At 72.0% G+C, this 16,907-nt stretch carries 16 protein-coding genes and 1 tRNA gene; 14 read left to right on the forward strand and 3 right to left on the reverse strand.

All coding sequences use genetic code 11. From position 1 onward, the window contains the following. The 4 genes from FJ657_RS07365 to FJ657_RS07380 all read left to right on the forward strand — a co-directional run. Positions 1–1,009: HNH endonuclease signature motif containing protein (locus tag FJ657_RS07365; RefSeq protein WP_255447200.1), on the forward strand; the 1,009-nt coding region annotated here is incomplete at its 5' end. A gap of 271 nt (positions 1,010–1,280) precedes the next feature. Next, entirely contained in the window at positions 1,281–3,161 is a 1,881-nt protein-coding gene (locus tag FJ657_RS07370; RefSeq protein WP_141163051.1) for an ABC-F family ATP-binding cassette domain-containing protein, read from the forward strand. An 84-nt stretch (positions 3,162–3,245) separates the two neighbouring features. Then, on the forward strand, positions 3,246–4,166 hold the full coding sequence (locus FJ657_RS07375; protein ID WP_141163052.1) for an NAD-dependent epimerase/dehydratase family protein: 921 nt from the start codon (positions 3,246–3,248) through the stop codon (positions 4,164–4,166). A gap of 77 nt (positions 4,167–4,243) precedes the next feature. Further along, positions 4,244–4,984 (forward strand): TMEM175 family protein, encoded by a 741-nt coding sequence (locus tag FJ657_RS07380; RefSeq protein WP_141163053.1) that lies wholly within the window; start codon positions 4,244–4,246, stop codon positions 4,982–4,984. Here FJ657_RS07380 and FJ657_RS07385 read toward each other — a convergent pair. Beyond that, entirely contained in the window at positions 4,981–5,481 is a 501-nt protein-coding gene (locus FJ657_RS07385; protein ID WP_141163054.1) for a MarR family winged helix-turn-helix transcriptional regulator, read from the reverse strand. The genes FJ657_RS07380 and FJ657_RS07385 overlap by 4 nt on opposite strands. Before the next feature lie 183 nt (positions 5,482–5,664). Continuing rightward, the gene (locus tag FJ657_RS07390; protein ID WP_141163055.1) at positions 5,665–7,104 is read right to left on the reverse strand and encodes an MFS transporter; all 1,440 of its coding nucleotides are present in this window, start codon (positions 7,102–7,104) and stop codon (positions 5,665–5,667) included. A 206-nt stretch (positions 7,105–7,310) separates the two neighbouring features. Between FJ657_RS07390 and FJ657_RS07395 the strand changes: the two genes are divergently transcribed. The 4 genes from FJ657_RS07395 to FJ657_RS07410 all read left to right on the forward strand — a co-directional run bounded on the left by FJ657_RS07395 (position 7,311) and on the right by FJ657_RS07410 (position 9,974). Beyond that, the gene (locus tag FJ657_RS07395) at positions 7,311–7,973 is read left to right on the forward strand and encodes a TetR/AcrR family transcriptional regulator (RefSeq protein ID WP_255447201.1); all 663 of its coding nucleotides are present in this window, start codon (positions 7,311–7,313) and stop codon (positions 7,971–7,973) included. 104 nt (positions 7,974–8,077) lie between these two features. Then, positions 8,078–8,149, forward strand: a tRNA-Gln gene (locus tag FJ657_RS07400). Positions 8,150–8,260: 111 nt separating this feature from the next. Beyond that, entirely contained in the window at positions 8,261–9,022 is a 762-nt protein-coding gene (locus tag FJ657_RS07405) for a hypothetical protein (protein ID WP_141163056.1), read from the forward strand. A gap of 127 nt (positions 9,023–9,149) precedes the next feature. Next, complete coding sequence (locus FJ657_RS07410; protein ID WP_141163057.1) at positions 9,150–9,974, forward strand: methyltransferase domain-containing protein; 825 nt, start codon at positions 9,150–9,152, stop codon at positions 9,972–9,974. A gap of 10 nt (positions 9,975–9,984) precedes the next feature. On the opposite strand, the gene FJ657_RS07415 is transcribed toward FJ657_RS07410, so the two are convergent. Further along, positions 9,985–10,230, reverse strand: a complete 246-nt coding sequence (locus tag FJ657_RS07415) for a hypothetical protein (RefSeq protein ID WP_141163058.1) — start codon at positions 10,228–10,230, stop codon at positions 9,985–9,987. 18 nt (positions 10,231–10,248) lie between these two features. Between FJ657_RS07415 and FJ657_RS07420 the strand changes: the two genes are divergently transcribed. From FJ657_RS07420 to FJ657_RS07445, 6 genes are all read left to right on the forward strand, one after another. Then, on the forward strand, positions 10,249–11,625 hold the full coding sequence (locus tag FJ657_RS07420; RefSeq protein WP_141163059.1) for an alpha-hydroxy-acid oxidizing protein: 1,377 nt from the start codon (positions 10,249–10,251) through the stop codon (positions 11,623–11,625). Positions 11,626–11,729: 104 nt separating this feature from the next. After that, on the forward strand, positions 11,730–12,761 hold the full coding sequence (locus FJ657_RS07425) for an NAD(P)-dependent alcohol dehydrogenase (protein ID WP_141163060.1): 1,032 nt from the start codon (positions 11,730–11,732) through the stop codon (positions 12,759–12,761). 123 nt (positions 12,762–12,884) lie between these two features. Then, positions 12,885–13,283, forward strand: coding sequence for an SRPBCC family protein (locus FJ657_RS07430; RefSeq protein ID WP_141163061.1), 399 nt, complete (start codon positions 12,885–12,887; stop codon positions 13,281–13,283). Positions 13,284–13,418: 135 nt separating this feature from the next. Beyond that, positions 13,419–14,366, forward strand: coding sequence for an ATP-grasp domain-containing protein (locus FJ657_RS07435; protein WP_141163062.1), 948 nt, complete (start codon positions 13,419–13,421; stop codon positions 14,364–14,366). Positions 14,367–14,433: 67 nt separating this feature from the next. Beyond that, positions 14,434–15,882 carry a bifunctional UDP-N-acetylglucosamine diphosphorylase/glucosamine-1-phosphate N-acetyltransferase GlmU gene (gene glmU, locus FJ657_RS07440; protein ID WP_141163063.1) on the forward strand — a complete coding sequence of 483 codons (1,449 nt, stop codon included), beginning with the start codon at positions 14,434–14,436 and terminating at the stop codon, positions 15,880–15,882. Between the two features lie 17 nt (positions 15,883–15,899). Further along, positions 15,900–16,877 carry a ribose-phosphate diphosphokinase gene (locus FJ657_RS07445; RefSeq protein WP_141163064.1) on the forward strand — a complete coding sequence of 326 codons (978 nt, stop codon included), beginning with the start codon at positions 15,900–15,902 and terminating at the stop codon, positions 16,875–16,877. The last annotated feature ends 30 nt before the right edge of the window (positions 16,878–16,907 follow it).

Raw genomic sequence — 16,907 nt, forward strand, 5'->3', positions numbered from 1 at the left:
TGCCGGGCTCGAGCAGTACGCGGAGAGACTCACGGAACAGTCCTTCACCGAACGCCACCAGGACGCCGCCCGCCAGCGCGCGGTGCGCCTGGTCCCGGGCCGGGACGGGATGTGCGATGTCATCGCCACGGTCCCGACGGTCATCGGCGACGGCATCCTCGACCGCCTCACCCGCATGGCGCACGCGGTGCAGGACGCCGACGTCGCGCACGAGGGGATGACACCCTCGGTCGGCGCGGCGGGCACCGATCGTCGCACGGTCGATCAGATCCGCGCGGACGTGTTCGCGGATCTGATCCTCGCCGGGGCGCCCGCGCTCGACCCGACCGTTCACGGTGACGGGGCGGGTGCGTTGGGCGCGATCCGCGCGCAGGTGCAGGTGACCGTCTCGGCGTTGACGCTCCTCGGTGACAACGAGAACCCCGCCGACCTGATCGGCCGAAGCCCGATCGACGCCGGGACCGCGCGCTACCTCGCCGGCGAGACCTCGTCGTGGACGCGACTGCTCACGAACCCGGTCGACGGCACCACGGTGGCGGTCGACCGGTACAGGCCGAGTCTCGAACAGCGCCGTCACCTGCGTGCCCGGGATCTGCACTGCCGCTTCCCCGGATGCCGGCAGGCGGCGATCCGCTGCGAACTCGACCACACCGTCGACCACGCGCTCGGCGGCCCGACAGCTCTGACCAACCTGGCTCACCTGTGCCAGCGGCATCACTCGATGAAGCAGTTCACCCCCTGGCGGGTGGAACAACATCCCGGCGGGGTCCTGGAATGGACCTCCCCGACCGGACGCGTCTACCGCGAAGACACACCAGCGCCACCGGTCGCATTCGTGCCCCTCGGACACCCCATCCGAATATTCGCCCGCCTCGGACCGGCCGACCTGGATGACCCGCTCGATCCGCCGGATCCATCCTGCGAACCGGACGGCGTGCCGGAACGGCCGGACCTCGTCGGCGACTCGTCGCGGCGAGCTGAGTACGACTTCGACCTCGCTCCGTTCTGATCGGACAGCGGCGGGACGCTCTGCCCTGCGCTCGGGTCGCCCTCGCTGACACCGTCGTCGTCGGACTCGGGCGACGAAGCCGGGCATCGCCGCTGGACTCGGGCGACGACGTGTGCGTCTCGATCGGACTCCATGGCCGATGCCGCCGCATCGCCAAGACCCCGCGACGGCGCCTGCAGCCTCCGGCACCGCTCGCCTTCCGCCCGCTCGCTGCAGAGCAACCCGTCCCGCGACGGCGCAACCCCGCCCGCGGCCCTACCCTGGGGAGGACATGGCACATCTCCTCGGCGCTGAGCGCATCCGCCTCGAATACCCGACCCGCGTGATCTTCGACGACGTCACCGTCGGCATCGGCGAAGGCGACCGCATCGGCGTCGTCGGCCGCAACGGCGACGGCAAGTCGAGCCTGCTGCGCATCCTCGCCGGACGCCAGCAGCCCGACTCCGGCCAGGTCACCATGCGACGCGGCACGACCCTCGGCATGCTCGACCAGAGCGACGTGCTCCCCAGCGAGCAGACCATCCGCGAGGCCGTCGTCGGCGACCGCGCCGAGCACGAGTGGGCGGGGGATGCGCGCATCCGCGACGTGCTGGCCGGCCTCCTCGGCGACCTCGACTTCGACGCCACGATCGGCTCGCTCTCCGGTGGCCAGCGGCGCCGCGTCTCGCTCGCCGCCCTGCTGAGCCGCGACTGGGATCTGGTGCTGCTCGACGAGCCCACCAACCACCTCGACGTCGAGGGCGTCGCGTGGCTGGCCGAGCACCTCAAACGCCGCTGGAGCGCGAACTCCGGCGGACTCGTCGTCGTCACCCACGACCGCTGGTTCCTCGACGAGGTGTCGTCGAGCACCTGGGAGGTGCACGACCGCGTCATCGAGCCCTTCGAGGGCGGCTACGCGGCCTACGTGCTGCAGCGCGTCGAGCGCGACCGGCAGGCCGCCGCGATCGAGTCGAAGCGCCAGAACCTCATGCGCAAAGAGCTCGCCTGGCTGCGCCGCGGCGCGCCCGCCCGCACGAGCAAGCCGAAGTTCCGCATCGACGCCGCCAACGAGCTCATCGAGAACGAACCCCCCGTGCGCGACGCGGTCTCGCTGCAGCGCATGGCCGTCTCCCGACTCGGCAAGAACGTCGTCGACCTGCTGGATGCCGGCGTCACCTACCCGGTGCCGGCCGGCGCGGGCGGAGCAGCCGGCGAGGCCGCGGGCGGCGAGCGCGTCATCCTGCGCGACATCGAATGGCGCATCGCGCCGGGCGAGCGCACCGGCATCCTCGGCGTCAACGGCGCCGGCAAGTCGACCCTGCTCGGCCTCGTCTCGGGCGCCGTGCAGCCGACCAGCGGACGCGTGAAGTTCGGCAAGACGGTCAAGATCGGCGTGCTCGATCAGCGCCTCGCCGAGCTCGAGGCGATCAGCGGCGACAAGGTGCGCGAGGTCATCGGCCGCTACCGCACGGCCTACCGCGTCGGCGACCAGGAGCTGTCGCCCGGCCAGCTGCTCGAGCGCCTCGGCTTCCCGACCGCGCAGCTGTCGACGCCCGTGCGCGACCTCAGCGGCGGCCAGAAGCGTCGACTGCAGCTGCTGCTCGTGCTGCTCGACGAGCCGAACGTGCTCATTCTCGACGAGCCCACCAACGACCTCGACACCGACATGCTCGCGGCGATGGAGGACCTGCTCGACTCCTGGCCGGGCACCCTGCTCGTCGTCTCGCACGATCGCTACCTGCTCGAGCGCGTCACCGATCAGCAGTTCGCCGTGCTCGACGCGCGCCTGCGGCACCTGCCGGGCGGCGTCGAGGAGTACCTGAAGATCCGACGCGACCAGCAGAGCGGATCGGGTTCGGGCTCTGCCGGGACAGGTTCCGGCTCGTCCGGCTCGGCCGGTGCTTCCGGTTCGGGCGGCGTCGCCGGAGCCGTCGCCGCGTCGTCCCTCGCCGGAGCCGAGCGTCGCGCCGCTGAGAAGGAGCTCGCCGCGATCACCCGCCGGCTGGCCAAGGTCGACGAGCTCGTGCGTGCACAGCACACCGCCTTCGCCGAGCACGACCAGAGCGACTACGAGGGCCTCGGCACCTTGCAGACCCAGCTCGCGACCCTCGAAGCCGAGTCGGCCGAGCTCGAGGAGCGCTGGCTCGGGCTCAGCGAGCAGCTCGAGGGCTGACATGACCATCGGCGAAGGCGGCGCCCGGACGGTCGCGCCCCTCCCGGTCAGCTGGGCAGGTGGCGGCGTGAGAGCATCGATGAGATGAGGATCGCGGTCACCGGGGCGAGCGGCTTCGTCGGCGGAGCGGTCGCGACGGCGCTGGCCGATCGAGGCGACGAGGTCGTCGGCTTCGGGCGCACTCCGCGCGGCTGGACGCATCCGCGCGGGCGCTACCGCGTCTGGGACATCACGGCCGGACAGATGGTCACCGACCAGGAGTTCGACGCCGTCGTGCACGCCGCCGCACTCGTCGACCCGGGCGCATCCCGTGAGGAGTCGATGCGGGTCAACCAGTTCGGCACCCGCAATGTCGTGCGCAGCTTCGTCGGCTCGCGCATCGTGCACCTCTCGACCACCGCCGTCTATGACCTCACGGTGCCGAGTGTCGACGTGCCCGAGTCGACCCCGCCCGCCCGCCGCTTCCTCAGCGGCTACTCCGCGTCGAAGCTCGCCGCCGAGCGCGAACTCGCCGGCGCCGACGCGGTGCTGCTGCGTCCGCACCTGATCTACGGCTCGGGGTCGCCGCTCGTCGGTGTGCTCCTGCGCGCGGCCCGCGCCGCCCGCGGCGCTCGGCTGCCGATGCCTTCTGGGGGACGCGTGCGTCACCGCCTCACCTCGATCGGCAACGTCGTGCACGCCGTCGAGCGCGCCCTGCGGCCCGACACCCCGCGCGGCACCTACAACATCGGCGACGCCACCCCGGTCGAACTCAGCAGCGTCGTGACCGAGCTGCTGTCACGCCGCGGCGTCGACGTGCGCCTCGTCGACGTCGACGTCGATGCCGCCGCCCGCGCCGCCGCCACCCTCGAGTTCGCCGCGCGCACCGCGCGTCGGCGTCCGCTCATCACGCGTCATACCGTCAAGCTGCTCGGACTCGAGCGCACCTTCGACCTCGACGCCGCGCGCGACCGCCTCGGCTTCCACCCGACGCCGACGACGCTCGACGGCGCCGAGGACTGGTAGGCGCTGTCAGGCGGCCGCGGCCGCCCCACGGACCGCATCCGTCGCCATCGTGACGCGGCCTCACTAGGGTCGACGCCATGAGCGACGTGCGCGACCGTTCCGCCCGGCTGTTCCAGGCGGGCGAGGGAACCGACCGCATCCAGTTCTTCAGCGACGCCGTCTTCGCGATCGCGCTGACGCTGCTCGTTCTCGACATCCGCCTGCCGACCGACCTGGGCGAGCATCCCGGCGCCGGCCGCGTCGCGAGCGCGCTCGTCGAGCTCTGGCCGCAGTTCTTCGGCTACCTGCTGAGCTTCGTCGTCATCGCGATCAACTGGGTCAACCACCACCGCAAGTTCCGGGTCATCGGCCGCTGGGATTCGGGACTGCTGATCGCGAACTTCGCGCTGCTCGCACTCGTCGCCTTCCTGCCCTTCCCGACGAGCGCACTCGCGGAGTACGGAGCGGTGACCCCGGTCGTCGTGCTGTACGCGGCGACTGTCGCGGCGCTCAACCTCGCCCAGCTCTGGCTGTGGGTGCACGCCCGGCGCCGCGGGCTCATGTCGCACTCGGTCGACGAGGGCGTCTACCGCTTCGTGATCGCGAACCTGCTGGCGATGCCCGTGATCTTCGGGCTCTCGATCGCGATCGCCTTCGTCTCGGCGAGCTGGGCGATGTACTTCTGGATCCTCACCGCGCCCGCCTCGGCGCTGGTCGTCGGCATGGCGCGGCGGCGCTACAGCCCGCTCAGGGCGGCGGCGCGCCCGAGCAGCGTCACGCCAGACGCGAGCGCGCCAGGCGCGAGCGCGTCAAACGAGAGCCCTGCCGACGAGTCCTAAGCCCCGGCGTCGAAGTCGAGACTCAGCTTGCGGAGCAGTCCCGACAGCCGCTCCTGATCGGCGGCGCTGAGCCCGGCGAGCAGGTCCCGCTCGGCATCCAGCAGCAGGCTGATCGCCCGGTCGACGCGCTCGCGCCCGAGAGCGGTCATGACGACGAGGATGCCGCGGCCGTCGTGCGGATCGGTGCGCCGCTCGACGACGCTGCGGGCGACGAGCCGGTCGATGCGGTTCGTCATGGTGCCGCTCGAGACGAGCGTCTGCTGCAGCAGCGCCTTAGGACTCAGCTGGTACGGCTCGCCGGCCCGGCGCAGCGCCGACAGCACGTCGAACTCCCACGGCTCGAGGTCGCTCGCCGCGAAGGCCGCCTTGCGCTCGCGGTCGAGGTGCTTCGCCAGCCGCGAGACGCGCGAGAGCACCTGCAGGGGAGTGAAGTCGAGATCGCCGCGCTCACGAGACCAGGCGTCGACGATGCGGTCGACTTCGTCGGAGGCGGGCATCCGCCCATCATGGCACCCTGCACTCAGCGGCTCGCTCACGGGCTCGAACGCCGAGTCGATCGCGCCCGTCGGCCGCGGCGCGCTCGCTCACGCCCCGAACGACGACGAGGGGGCGCACCGGTGTCGCGATGCGCCCCCTCGCGGGTGCGGCGGTCGGATGCGCGCATCCGGCCGCGGGCGGGATCAGGCCGCCTCGGCCTCCGTCTCGAGCGTGAGCGGCGAGGTCAGCACGGCGAACTCGCGCTCGCTCGCCCGGCGCACGCGCCGCGCTCGCACGGCGAAGGCGATCACGGCCGCGACGCCGGCGAGGGCCGCCGCCGTGAGGAAGGCCTCCGTGTAGCCGGCCTCGAGGGGCAGGCCCGTCGCATCCGTGTTCGCGAAGACGATCACGGTCACGACCGAGCTCGCGATCGCGCCGCCGATCGTGCGCAGGTTCGCGTTGACGCCGGTCGCGATGCCGGTCTGGGTCGACGGCACGCTCTGCACGATGAGGCTGGTCATGGCGGCGTAGGAGATGCCGAGTCCGAGCCCGAACAGCCCCGCCTCGACGGCGACGAGCCAGGGCTGCGAGTGCAGCACGGCGAGTCCGACGGCCGAGAGGGCGAGCAGGGCGGCACCGCCGCCGAACTGCACCCGGAAGCTCACGATCTTGCCGATCGGTCCGCTGAGGAAGCCGGCGGCCGCCATCGTCACGAGCATCGGCAGCATGAGCAGCCCCGACTGGGCGATCGTGGCGCCGAGGCCGTAGCCGGTCGAGGTCGGCGTCTGCACGAAGCGCGCGAAGAACGCGAACACGGCGAACATGGCGCCGCCGAGCAGCAGGCTGGCGAGGTTCGTGCTCCAGATGGCCGGGGCGCGCATGAGGCGCAGGTCGACGAGCGGCTCGACCGAGCGCAGCTCGACGGCGACCCAGGCCGCCATCAGCACGAGGGCGAGCGCGAAGAGGCCGAGCACGAGCGGCGACGTCCAGCCCCAGGCGGCGCCGTTGCTCAGGGGCAGCAGCAGGGCGACGAGCCAGCCCGAGAGCAGGATGCCGGCCGGCACGTTGATGCGGCCGTGCTCGCGTTCGGTCGAGCGCGGGATCACGAGCAGGGTGAGGATGCCGCTGGCGACGACGAGCACGAACGGCAGCAGGAACAGTCCACGCCAGGTGAGCGCCCCGGCGAGCGGGCCGGCGATGACGGTGCCGAGTCCGGATCCGATCGCGATCACCGCCGACATGGCTCCGATCGCCGAGGCGATGCGCTCGCGCGGGAAGGTCTCGCGCAGCAGGCCGAAGGCGAGCGGGAACAGCGAGGCTCCGACGCCCTGCAGCACGCGGCCGATGAGCAGCACGCTGAGGTCGGGGGAGGCGAAGGCGATCAGGTCGCCCGCGGCGACGATCGCGACGACCACGATCATCGTGCGGCGGCGGCCGAAGAGGTCGCCGACCCGCCCGATCAGCGGCGTCGCGACGGCGGCGGCGATGAGCCAGGCGGTGAGCGTCCAGTTGACACCCGCCGGGGTGGTGGAGAGGTCGCGCTGCATCTCGGGCAGCACGGGGATGACGAGGGACTGCAGTGAGCTGAGGCTCGCGACGCCGAGGGCGAGCGCGAGGAACACGGTGAACGGTGAACGAGGCACGAGGCCTTCTTCCTTCTGGTGGTCCTGACGGTTCTGTCGTGGGGTGCCGGGGTCGGGAACGCGGGTCGAGCGGCGTGGGCCGGGCGACGTGCTTTCGGCGATGATGCGGCGTAGACTGGAGGCTGGCTCCGATCGGAGGGAGCCTCCGCTTAAGAGAGATTAGCGGAGGGTGCCTCCGCTTCGCAAGCCTCGATTGGAGATCCCTCGTGAGCACGTCTGCGAGCGCAGCCCCGGCGGCTGCCGCGACCGCCGCACCCGGCACCGTCCCGGCCGTCCACGCCCCCGGGACCGCCGCCGCACCGCTGCTCGATCAGCTCGCCGGCGTCGTCCAGCGTCCGAAGCGCGCGGATGCCGCCCGCAACTACGACGCGCTCGTCGCCGCGGCCCGCGAGATCTTCGCCCGCGACGGATCCGGCGCCTCGCTCGAGGAGATCGCGCGCAGCGCCGGCGTCGGCATCGGCACGCTCTACCGCAACTTCCCGACCCGCGACGACCTGATCGAAGCCGTCTACGTCGAGGAGGTGCAGTCGCTCGTGCTCGCCGCGCAGGCGACCGAGAGCCTGCCCTCCGAGAAGGCGCTCGGCGCCTGGCTCGAGCGCTTCCTCGAATACGTCGGCACGAAGCGCGCCCTGCTCGAAGGGCTCAACAACCGCGAGTCAACCGTCTTCGCCCAGTGCCGCAGCGTCATGTACGGCTCGGGCGAGCCCGTTCTGCAGCGGGCGCAGGCCGCCGGCGCGGTGCGCGGCGACGTCAGCATCTCGGATGTCGTGCGCCTCATCTCCGGCGTCGCCGGCGTGGTCGTCGACGACGATGCCCAGCGCGACCGCCTCATCCAGCTCGCGATGGACGGGCTTCGTCCCGTCGCCTGATCCGCGCATCCGCGTCGCCGACGCTCGAGCCGCCGCCGCACCTCGCCCTCGCCGGGCTGGTGCGCATCCTCTGGCAGACTCGTCCTGCGCCGCACGCGGTGCGTTCCGCCGTGGTGTAACGGCAGCACGACGGCCTTTGGAGCCGTGAGGTTCAGGTTCGAATCCTGGCGGCGGAGCTGACGAGGTCTGTTCGCGCCTCTCGCCCGGGTCTCGTCATCGGCCGACATCGCGTGACGGGTCTCGACCTGCCCTGGTTCTGCGGAGGCCGATGGCGGTAACGTCCAGGCATGCTGGCCGCGGCTGCGCACGATCCCGCCGATATCGTCTATCAGATCGTCCCGGTGCTCGTGATCGCGCTGGTGACCGCGGGGGCGGCCGGGATCCGTTGGCTCTTCTCGCCGACGCGGCGACTCGCGGAGTCGCTGAAGCGCGACCACGAAGTGCTTCTCCTGACCCCGACCGATCAGCCTCGGCACGCACAGCTCGCCGATCTGCTCGCCGCCGACACCGACGCATACATCCGGGTGCGCACCGCGGCCGTGCAGAGGTATCGCGTCCTCGAATCCTCGCGTGATCGCTGGCTGCGGCTGGCTATCCGCGGTGCGGGCGTCGCTCTGGCCGTCGTCGGACTCATCGGCAGCCTCGTTTTCGACGACGGCCTCGGAAGCGCGGCGGTGCTCGTGATGTTCCTCGGCACCGCGGTCGGCCTGTTCTCGCTCCTCCCGCTCGCGCTGACTCCGTCGGAACGTCATGAGCGAGCGCGGTTAGCCGCGCGGCAGAAGCGGTGGAAGGAGCTGGTGGAGAGCTGGCACGCCCGAGGCATGTCCGAGCCGATCTTCACCGACTCCTACCTCGATGGCGAATCAGCGGCGATCGCGGAGGGGCGGAGCGCGGCCGACTTCGAAGCCGAGTGGTTCTCGCGACCGGAATTCGACGTCACATCCCTGACGGGGCTCCGCGATGACGACCTCGCAGCAGGGGGCGCTCCCGAAGCACGGCCGGACGCACGTCCGGCCGGTCGGCCTGGAGACGGGGCCCAGCCGGGCTGACGGGCGCTGGTCGGTCGGTGATCGCTACGCTGAAAACAGCTTCGAGGGGAACAGCGGATCCGTTGGCCGCAGCGTCACCGCCCAGCGGATAGGTTCACGGCCGCGATGATCACGGGGAGGATCAGTCGTGACGACATCGCATCCCGCGCTCGAACCGCGGTACTTCGCCCGTATGGCGGCGGCGCTCGGCGACAAGGCGCGCGTGCTCGAGCACGTGCGATCGGGGCACGTGATCGACGCGGGCGCCGGCGGAGGAGAGCTGGCCGCGATGCTCGCGCGGCTTCCCGGTGTCGACGTCACGGCGCTCGACCTCGCCGAAGAGTCCCTCGCGCGGCTCCGCGACGACGGGACCTTCGCCGTGCAGCAGCGCGAGCTCGGCGCCGACCGCGACCCGCTGACCGCGCGACCGGCATCCACCATCGTGTTCAGCGCCGTGCTGCACGAGGTCTACTCCTACGCGACCGCGCCGTGGGCGGCGCACGAGCGCGCCCTCGCGCAGGCGCGGGCGACGCTCGCGCCCGGCGGCGTGGTCATCATCCGCGACGGCGTCATGCCCGAGCGACCCGACGAGCCGGCCGAGCTGCACGGACGGGACGACGCCCTCGTCGAGCGTTACCTCGCACTGTCGCCGTTCGCGGCATCCGAGACGCGGCTCGAGCGGACGCGGCCGGGCGTCTGGTCGGGAACGCGCCACGCCGTCTCCGAAGCGCTGTGCACCCTCACCTGGGGCGCCGCGTCGCTGCCCCGCGAAGCGCTCGAGCGTTTCGAGCTCGCGACCCTCGACGGCTACGCGACGCTGCTCGGCCGTGCCGGACTGCGCGTCATCCATCGGGAGGCGACGACGCAGCCCGGCTACCGCGAGCATCTGGATGCGGCGGGCTGGTCAGCCGACGGGCCGGACGGGCCGTGGTTCCCGCCGACGACCGGTCTCTGGGTCGCGCTCGTCGACTGAACTTCGCGGTTCAGGCCGCGGGACGGCGCCGTCGGCGGCGCGCGATCACCGATTGCGCAAGGGCGATGATCGCCTCCGTCGCCGCGTTCGCCACCGTCTTCACCAGGATCACCCCGAGCACGAGCACGGTGATCGCAGCGATCCCGCCGAAGAGAAGCAGCAGGAACATCGCGGGGACGAGGATCAGGCCGCCGTTCTCGAACAGCGTGTGCTGAGCATCGCTCCGGCCGCGCGCGGCAGACTGGCGGGAATCCACGACACCGAGGAGGCCGTCATGGCAGCGTCCGGCGGAGCATCGAGCAGCGTCGCTCCCGACGATCCGGCCGCCGCGCGCGGCATCGGGCGCCGGGCTCAGTCCGCGATCTTCCGGGCCGGCATCAGCGGATCGCGGCCGGCCGTGCCGGTGGATGCGGATGCCCTGGAACGCGCCGCCCGTCGCCGCCTCGGCGCCGAGGCCTTCGCCTACCTCGCGGGCGGTGCCGGAGCCGAGCGCACGATGGCGGCGAACCGCGCCGCGTTCGGCCGCTGGCAGCTCTGGCCGCGCCCGCTGCGCGACGTGAGCACGCGCGACCTGTCGATCGACTTCCTCGGGGCGCGGCGGCCGACTCCGCTGCTGCTCGCGCCGCTCGGCGTCATGGAGCTCGCGCACCGCGACGCCGACGGGGCCGTGGCTCGGGCCGCGGCATCCACCGGCGTGCCCCTCGTGCTCTCGAACCAGGCATCGGTCGCGATGGAGGACGTGGTCGCGGCGGCGCCGGGCGCCGCGCGTCTCTTCCAGCTGTACTGGTCGGCCTCCGACGAGCTCAACGCCTCGCTGCTGCGCCGGGCCGAGGCCGCGGGCGCTGAGGCCATCGTGGTTACGCTCGACACCCACCTGCTCGGCTGGCGCACCCGCGATCTCGACCTCGGCTTCCTGCCCTTCACGCGCGGGCTCGGTCTCGCGCAGTACACGAGCGATCCGGTGTTCCAGCAGCTGGTGCGCGATCGCGTGCTCGCCTCCCGCACGGCGCCGGCGACCGCCGACGGAATCGGCGGCGGCGATGCCGCCCCGCGCGTGCGCGTGACCCCGAAGACGGTCGCGGCCGGCGTCTCGATCGCGCGAAAGAGCGCCCCGCTCACCGGCGCCGGGCTGCGCGACAGCCTGCGTTCGCCGCTGCCGCGCGCCGCCGTCGAGACCTTCCTCGACGTGTTCTCGACGCCGGCGCTCACCTGGGAGGCGCTCGCGAAGGCCCGCGAGTGGACGAGCCTGCCGATCCTGCTCAAGGGCATCGTGCATCCCGACGACGCGGAGCGAGCGGTGGATGCCGGGCTCGATGGCGTCTGGGTCTCGAACCACGGCGGTCGTCAGATCGACCAGTCGGTTCCGACGCTCGCCGTGCTGCCCGAGGTCGCCGCGCGCGTCGCCGGGCGCATCCCGATCGTCGCCGACTCGGGCGTGCGGCAGGGCTCGGACGTCGCGATCGCCCTCGCACTCGGCGCGACCGCCGTCGCGATCGGCCGCCCCTACGCCTACGGCCTCGCCGTCGCGGGAGAACGCGGCGTCGCCGAGGTCGTTCGCAACCTGCTCGCCGAACTCGACATCACGCTCGGGCTCGCGGGGCACACCGCCATCGCCGAGCTCGGTGCGGATTCGCTCCGCGCCGCGGACTGACGGCGCGGTACGCGACGACTGTCGGATAGGCGTACAGTCGGTCCGGACGCCCACCGGCGCCCGAACCCGACACCGGGCGGCGCGCCCGGAGGAAGAAGTCCGCCGTGAAGGCCCTGCAGTACCGCACCATCGGATCCCGCCCCGAGCTCGTCGAGATCGAGAAGCCCACGCCGGGGCCGAGCGAGATCCTGCTGCGGGTGACCGCCGCCGGCGCCTGCCACTCCGACGAGTTCATCATGGGCACCTCGGCCGAGGACTACTACTTCAAGCCGCTGCCGCTCACGCTCGGCCACGAGGTCGCCGGCGTCGTCGAGCAGATCGGCGACGGCGTGCACGACGTCGAGGTCGGCGAGTCGGTGCTCGTCTACGGACCGTGGGGCTGCGGCCGCTGCTATCAGTGCGCGCAGGGTCAGGAGAACAACTGCGAGAAGGGGATGCGCGCCCCCGGCATCTTCAGCGACGGCGGCATGGCCGAGTACATGATCGTCGACGACGCCCGCCACCTCGTTCCGCTGGGCGACCTCGACCCGGTGAAGAACGTGTCGTTGACGGATGCGGGTCTCACCCCGTACCGCGCCGTGAAGTCGGCGCTGCCGACCCTCGTGCCGGGCACCACCGCCGTCGTGATCGGCTCGGGCGGGCTCGGCCACGTCGCCATCCAGCTGCTCAAGGCGCTGACCCAGTCGACCGTCGTCGTGCTCGACGTCGCCGACGACCGCCTCGACTTCGCGCGCGAGGTCGGCGCCGACCACGCCTTCCTCTCGAACCCCGACGCGATCCCCGCCGTCAAGGAGCTGACCGGCGGTCACGGCGCGGATGTCGTGTTCGACTTCGTCGGCATCCAGCCCACCGCCGACCTCGCCGCCGGGATGATCCGCACCGCCGGGCACGTCGTCGTGGTGGGCGTCGCGAAGGGCGCGGTGCCGATCGGGCAGACGACGGTTCCGCTCGACGTCACCGGGCGGGCGATCAACTGGGGCTCGCGCACCGAGCTGATGGAGGTCGTCGAGCTGGCGAAGCGCGGCGCGATCTCGATCCACGTCGAGGAGTTCGGTCTCGAGAACGCGACCGAGGCCTACGACAGGCTGCACGCCGGAAAGGTGCGCGGCCGCGCCGTCATCGTCCCCGGCGCCTGAGCCCGGGCGCACGCCGTGGTCGGGCCCGCGGGCTCGGCCACGGCGATCGCGCCCTGGCGATGACGCCCTGACCATCACCCGGGCGTTCACCCGCGTGTCGGAGGCGCACGTCAAGATGCCCGCATGAGCGAAACCGCCGACCGCCGCGTCAGTGTCCGCATCGACCGCTCCGTCGACGAGGTGTCGGCCTTCGCCGGCGACCCGGCGAAGCTGCCGCGCTGGGCCGCGGGCCTCGCGACCGGCATCCGCCGGGAGGGCGAGCGCTGGATGGCCGACTCGCCGATGGGCGCGATCGAGGTGCGCTTCGTCTCCGACGAGCCGGGCGTGCTCGATCACGTCGTGGTCTTCCCCGACGGCACCGAGAACCTCAACCCGCTGCGGGTCCTGTCGGCCGACGACGGCGCCGGGACGGAGGTCGTCTTCACGGTGCTGCGCCGCGAGGGGATGAGCGACGAGCAGTTCGAGGCGGATGTCGCGGCCGTGCGGGCCGACCTCGAGAAGCTGCGCGAGCTGCTGAGCTGAGCTCGGCCGAGCCCAGCTTGGCCGAGCCGAGCCGAGCATCCGCGTCCTCCGGTCGGTCTCACGATCGGCGTCACGCGAGGCAACACTGCCCGGCCGACCCGGCACGAGCTCGCGCGCTCGACCTGGCCTGGCCGCGTGACGATCGAACCCCGCGTGCATGTCATCCACGAGAATCCGGAGTGGTTCCCGCCGTTCCGGGCGGCCTTCGAGGCGGAGGGCGTCCCCGTCGAGGAGGTGCTGCTCACCGCCGGTTCGATCGATCTGGATGCCGAGCCGGCGCCCGGCGTCTGGTGGTCGCGCATGAGCGCCTCGGCCCACACCCGCGGCAACACGCACTCGAAGGACTACACGCGCGCCGTGCTCGGCTGGCTCGAGGGCTGGGGCCGCACCGTCATCGGCGGCTCGAACGTGATCGAGCTCGAGGTGAGCAAGGTGCGCCAGCACGCGCTGCTGCGCCGAGCCGGATTCGACGTGCCGCGCACGGTCGCCGTGTTCGGTCGCGAGGGTCTGCCGGCCGCGGCACGCGACTTCACGGCGCCCTTCATCGCCAAGCACAACCAGGGCGGCAGAGGGCTCGGCGTGCGCCGCTTCGACAGTCACGACGACTTCGACGCCTATGTTGCCGGCGCCGACTTCGAGCAGCCGGTCGACGGCATCACCCTGGTGCAGGAGCTGCTGGTCGCCCGCGAGCCCTTCATCACCCGCGCCGAGTTCGTCGGCGGCGAGTTCGTCTACGCGGTGCGCGTCGACACGAGCGCCGGCAGCTTCGAGCTGTGCCCGGCGGATGCGTGCGAGGTCGTGCCCGGTGCGGCGGAGCCGTTCCAGGTGCGCGAGGAGATCACCGGCGAGCATCCGCTGATCGTCGCCTACGGCCAGCTGCTGCGCTCGGCCGGCATCGACATCGCCGGCATCGAGTTCATCGAGACCGTCGACGGCCGTAGCGTCACCTACGACGTCAACACCAACACGAACTACAACCCCGCCGTCGAGGCGGCCGCGCCAGCGTCGGGTCCGCGCAGCATCGCGCGCTTCCTCGGGAGCCTGCTCGACCGCGAGCGGGCGACGGATCTCAGCCTGGTCTGACTCCGGACACGCTCCTGCCTGAACGCCGACGGGGAACGTCAGGCCCGCCGTCCACCATGATGGAGTCATGAGCGATCCGCGTCTGGCCGTCGTCGTCCTCGCAGCCGGGGCGGGAACCCGCATGCGGTCGAAGAAGGCGAAGGTGCTGCATCCGATCGCCGGCGTGCCGATGATCGGCCACGTGCTCGCCACCGCGCGCGAACTCGACCCGGCTCACGTGCTGACGGTCGTGCGGCACCAGCGCGACGAGGTCTCGGCCGCGATCGCCGAGCTCAGCCCCGAGGCGATCGTCGTCGACCAGGATGACGTGCCGGGAACCGGCCGCGCGGTCGAGCAGGCCGTCTCCGCCCTGCCCGCCGACTTCGACGGCGAGGTCGTCGTCGTGTCGGGCGACGTGCCGCTGCTCGACGCCGCGACGCTCGCCGGCCTCGTCGCCGCCCACCGCGGCGCGGGCGCCGAAGCGACCCTGCTCAGCGCCGTGCTCGACGACGCCACCGGCTACGGCCGCATCGTGCGCGACGCCGACGGCGGCGTCGACCGCATCGTCGAGCACAAGGACGCGAGCGACGCCGAGCTCGCGATCGCCGAGATCAACTCCGGCAGCTACGTCTTCAGCGTCGCCGCGCTGCGCACCCACCTGCCGTCGCTGACGACCGAGAACGCGGCGGGGGAGAAGTACCTCACCGAGGTCGTCGGCTTGCTGCGCGCGGCCGGGCAGCCCGTCGCGGCCGTGCCGGTCGCCGAGCCGTGGATCGTCGGCGGCGTCAACGATCGCGCGCAGCTCTCCGAGCAGGCGCGCCGTCTCAACGCGATTATCGTGCGCGGCTGGCAGCTGGCGGGCGTCACGATCACCGACCCGGCGACGACCTGGATCGACCTGGCCGTCACGATCGGCGAGGACACCGAGATCCTGCCCGGCAGCCGCCTGCTCGGCGCGACGACCATCGACCGGGATGCCGTGATCGGCCCCGACACGACGCTCGTCGACTGCGAGGTCGGCGAGGGCGCATCCATCTCCCGCAGCGAGGCGACGCTCGCCGTGTTCAAGGCCTTCGCGACGGTCGGGCCGTTCTCGTTCATCCGCCCGGGCACCGAGCTCGGCGGCGGCGGCAAGATCGGCGCCTTCGTCGAGACGAAGAACGCGAAGATCGGCCGCGGCACCAAGGTCCCGCACCTCAGCTACGTCGGCGACACCGAGGTCGGCGAGGAGTCGAACCTCGGCGCCGGCACCATCACCTCGAACTACGACGGCGTGAACAAGCACCGCACGACGATCGGCCGGAACGTGAGGATCGCGTCGCACACCGTGCTCGTCGCCCCCGTTAGGATCGGGGACGGCGCGTACACGGGAGCCGGCGCCGTGGTCCGCAAGGACGTCCCCGCGGGATCGCTGGCCCTCACCGTCGCACCGCAACGCAACATCGAGGGCTGGGTCGAGCAGAAGCGACCGGGGTCCGCGTCGGCGCAGGCCGCGGCGGACGCCGACGGTCAGACGCCCGCCGAGCCGACCGCCTGAGGGCAGGAAGCGAGATCGTGGCCGCGATCAAGATCACCGGTGAGAAGAAGCTCGTCCTCGTCACGGGGCGTGCTCATCCGCAGCTGGCGAAGGACATCGCCGACGAGCTCGGATCGGAGCTGGTCGAGACCGACTCGCGCACCTTCGCCAACGGCGAGATCTACTCCCGCTTCGACGAGAGCGTCCGCGGCGCGGACATGTTCGTCATCCAGTCGCACACGAGCCCGATCAACGAGTGGCTCATGGAGCAGCTCATCATGGTGGATGCGGCCAAGCGCGCCAGCGCCAAGCGCATCACGGTCGTCGCCCCGTTCTATCCCTACTCGCGTCAGGACAAGAAGGGCCGCGGCCGCGAGCCGATCTCGGCCCGCCTGGTCGCCGACCTGTTCAAGGCCGCCGGCGCCGACCGCATCATGAGCGTCGACCTGCACGCCGCGCAGATCCAGGGCTTCTTCGACGGCCCCGTCGACCACCTCTTCGCGATGCCGGTGCTGCTCGAGCACTTCCAGGCGAAGCTCGACCCGTCGACCCTCACGGTCGTCAGCCCCGACATGGGCCGCGTGCGCGTCGCCGACATCTGGAGCGACAAGCTCGGCGCCCCGCTCGCCATCATCCACAAGCGCCGCGACCCGAAGGTCGCGAACCAGGTCACCGTGCACGAGATCGTCGGCCAGGTCGAGGGCCGCGTCTGCCTGCTCGTCGACGACCTCATCGACACCGGCCGCACGATCGTCAAGGCCGCCGAGGCGCTCAAGGCGCAGGGAGCGCTCGGTGTCGTCGTCGCCGCGACGCACGCCGTCTTCAGCGACCCGGCCGTCGAGATCCTGCAGAGCGACTTCATCGACTCGGTCGTCGTCACTGACACGCTGCCGGTGCCGGAGGAGAAGCGCTGGGACCGCCTCGAGATCCTGCCGATCGCGCCGCTGATCGCCCGCGCCATCCACGAGGTCTTCGACGACGGCTCGGTCACGAGCATGTTCGACGGCGCCGCCTGATCGTCGCCATCCGCCCCGATGCTCCTCGCG

The organism is Schumannella soli (assembly GCF_006517435.1).
GTDB classification, from domain to species: Bacteria; Actinomycetota; Actinomycetes; order Actinomycetales; family Microbacteriaceae; genus Schumannella; species Schumannella soli.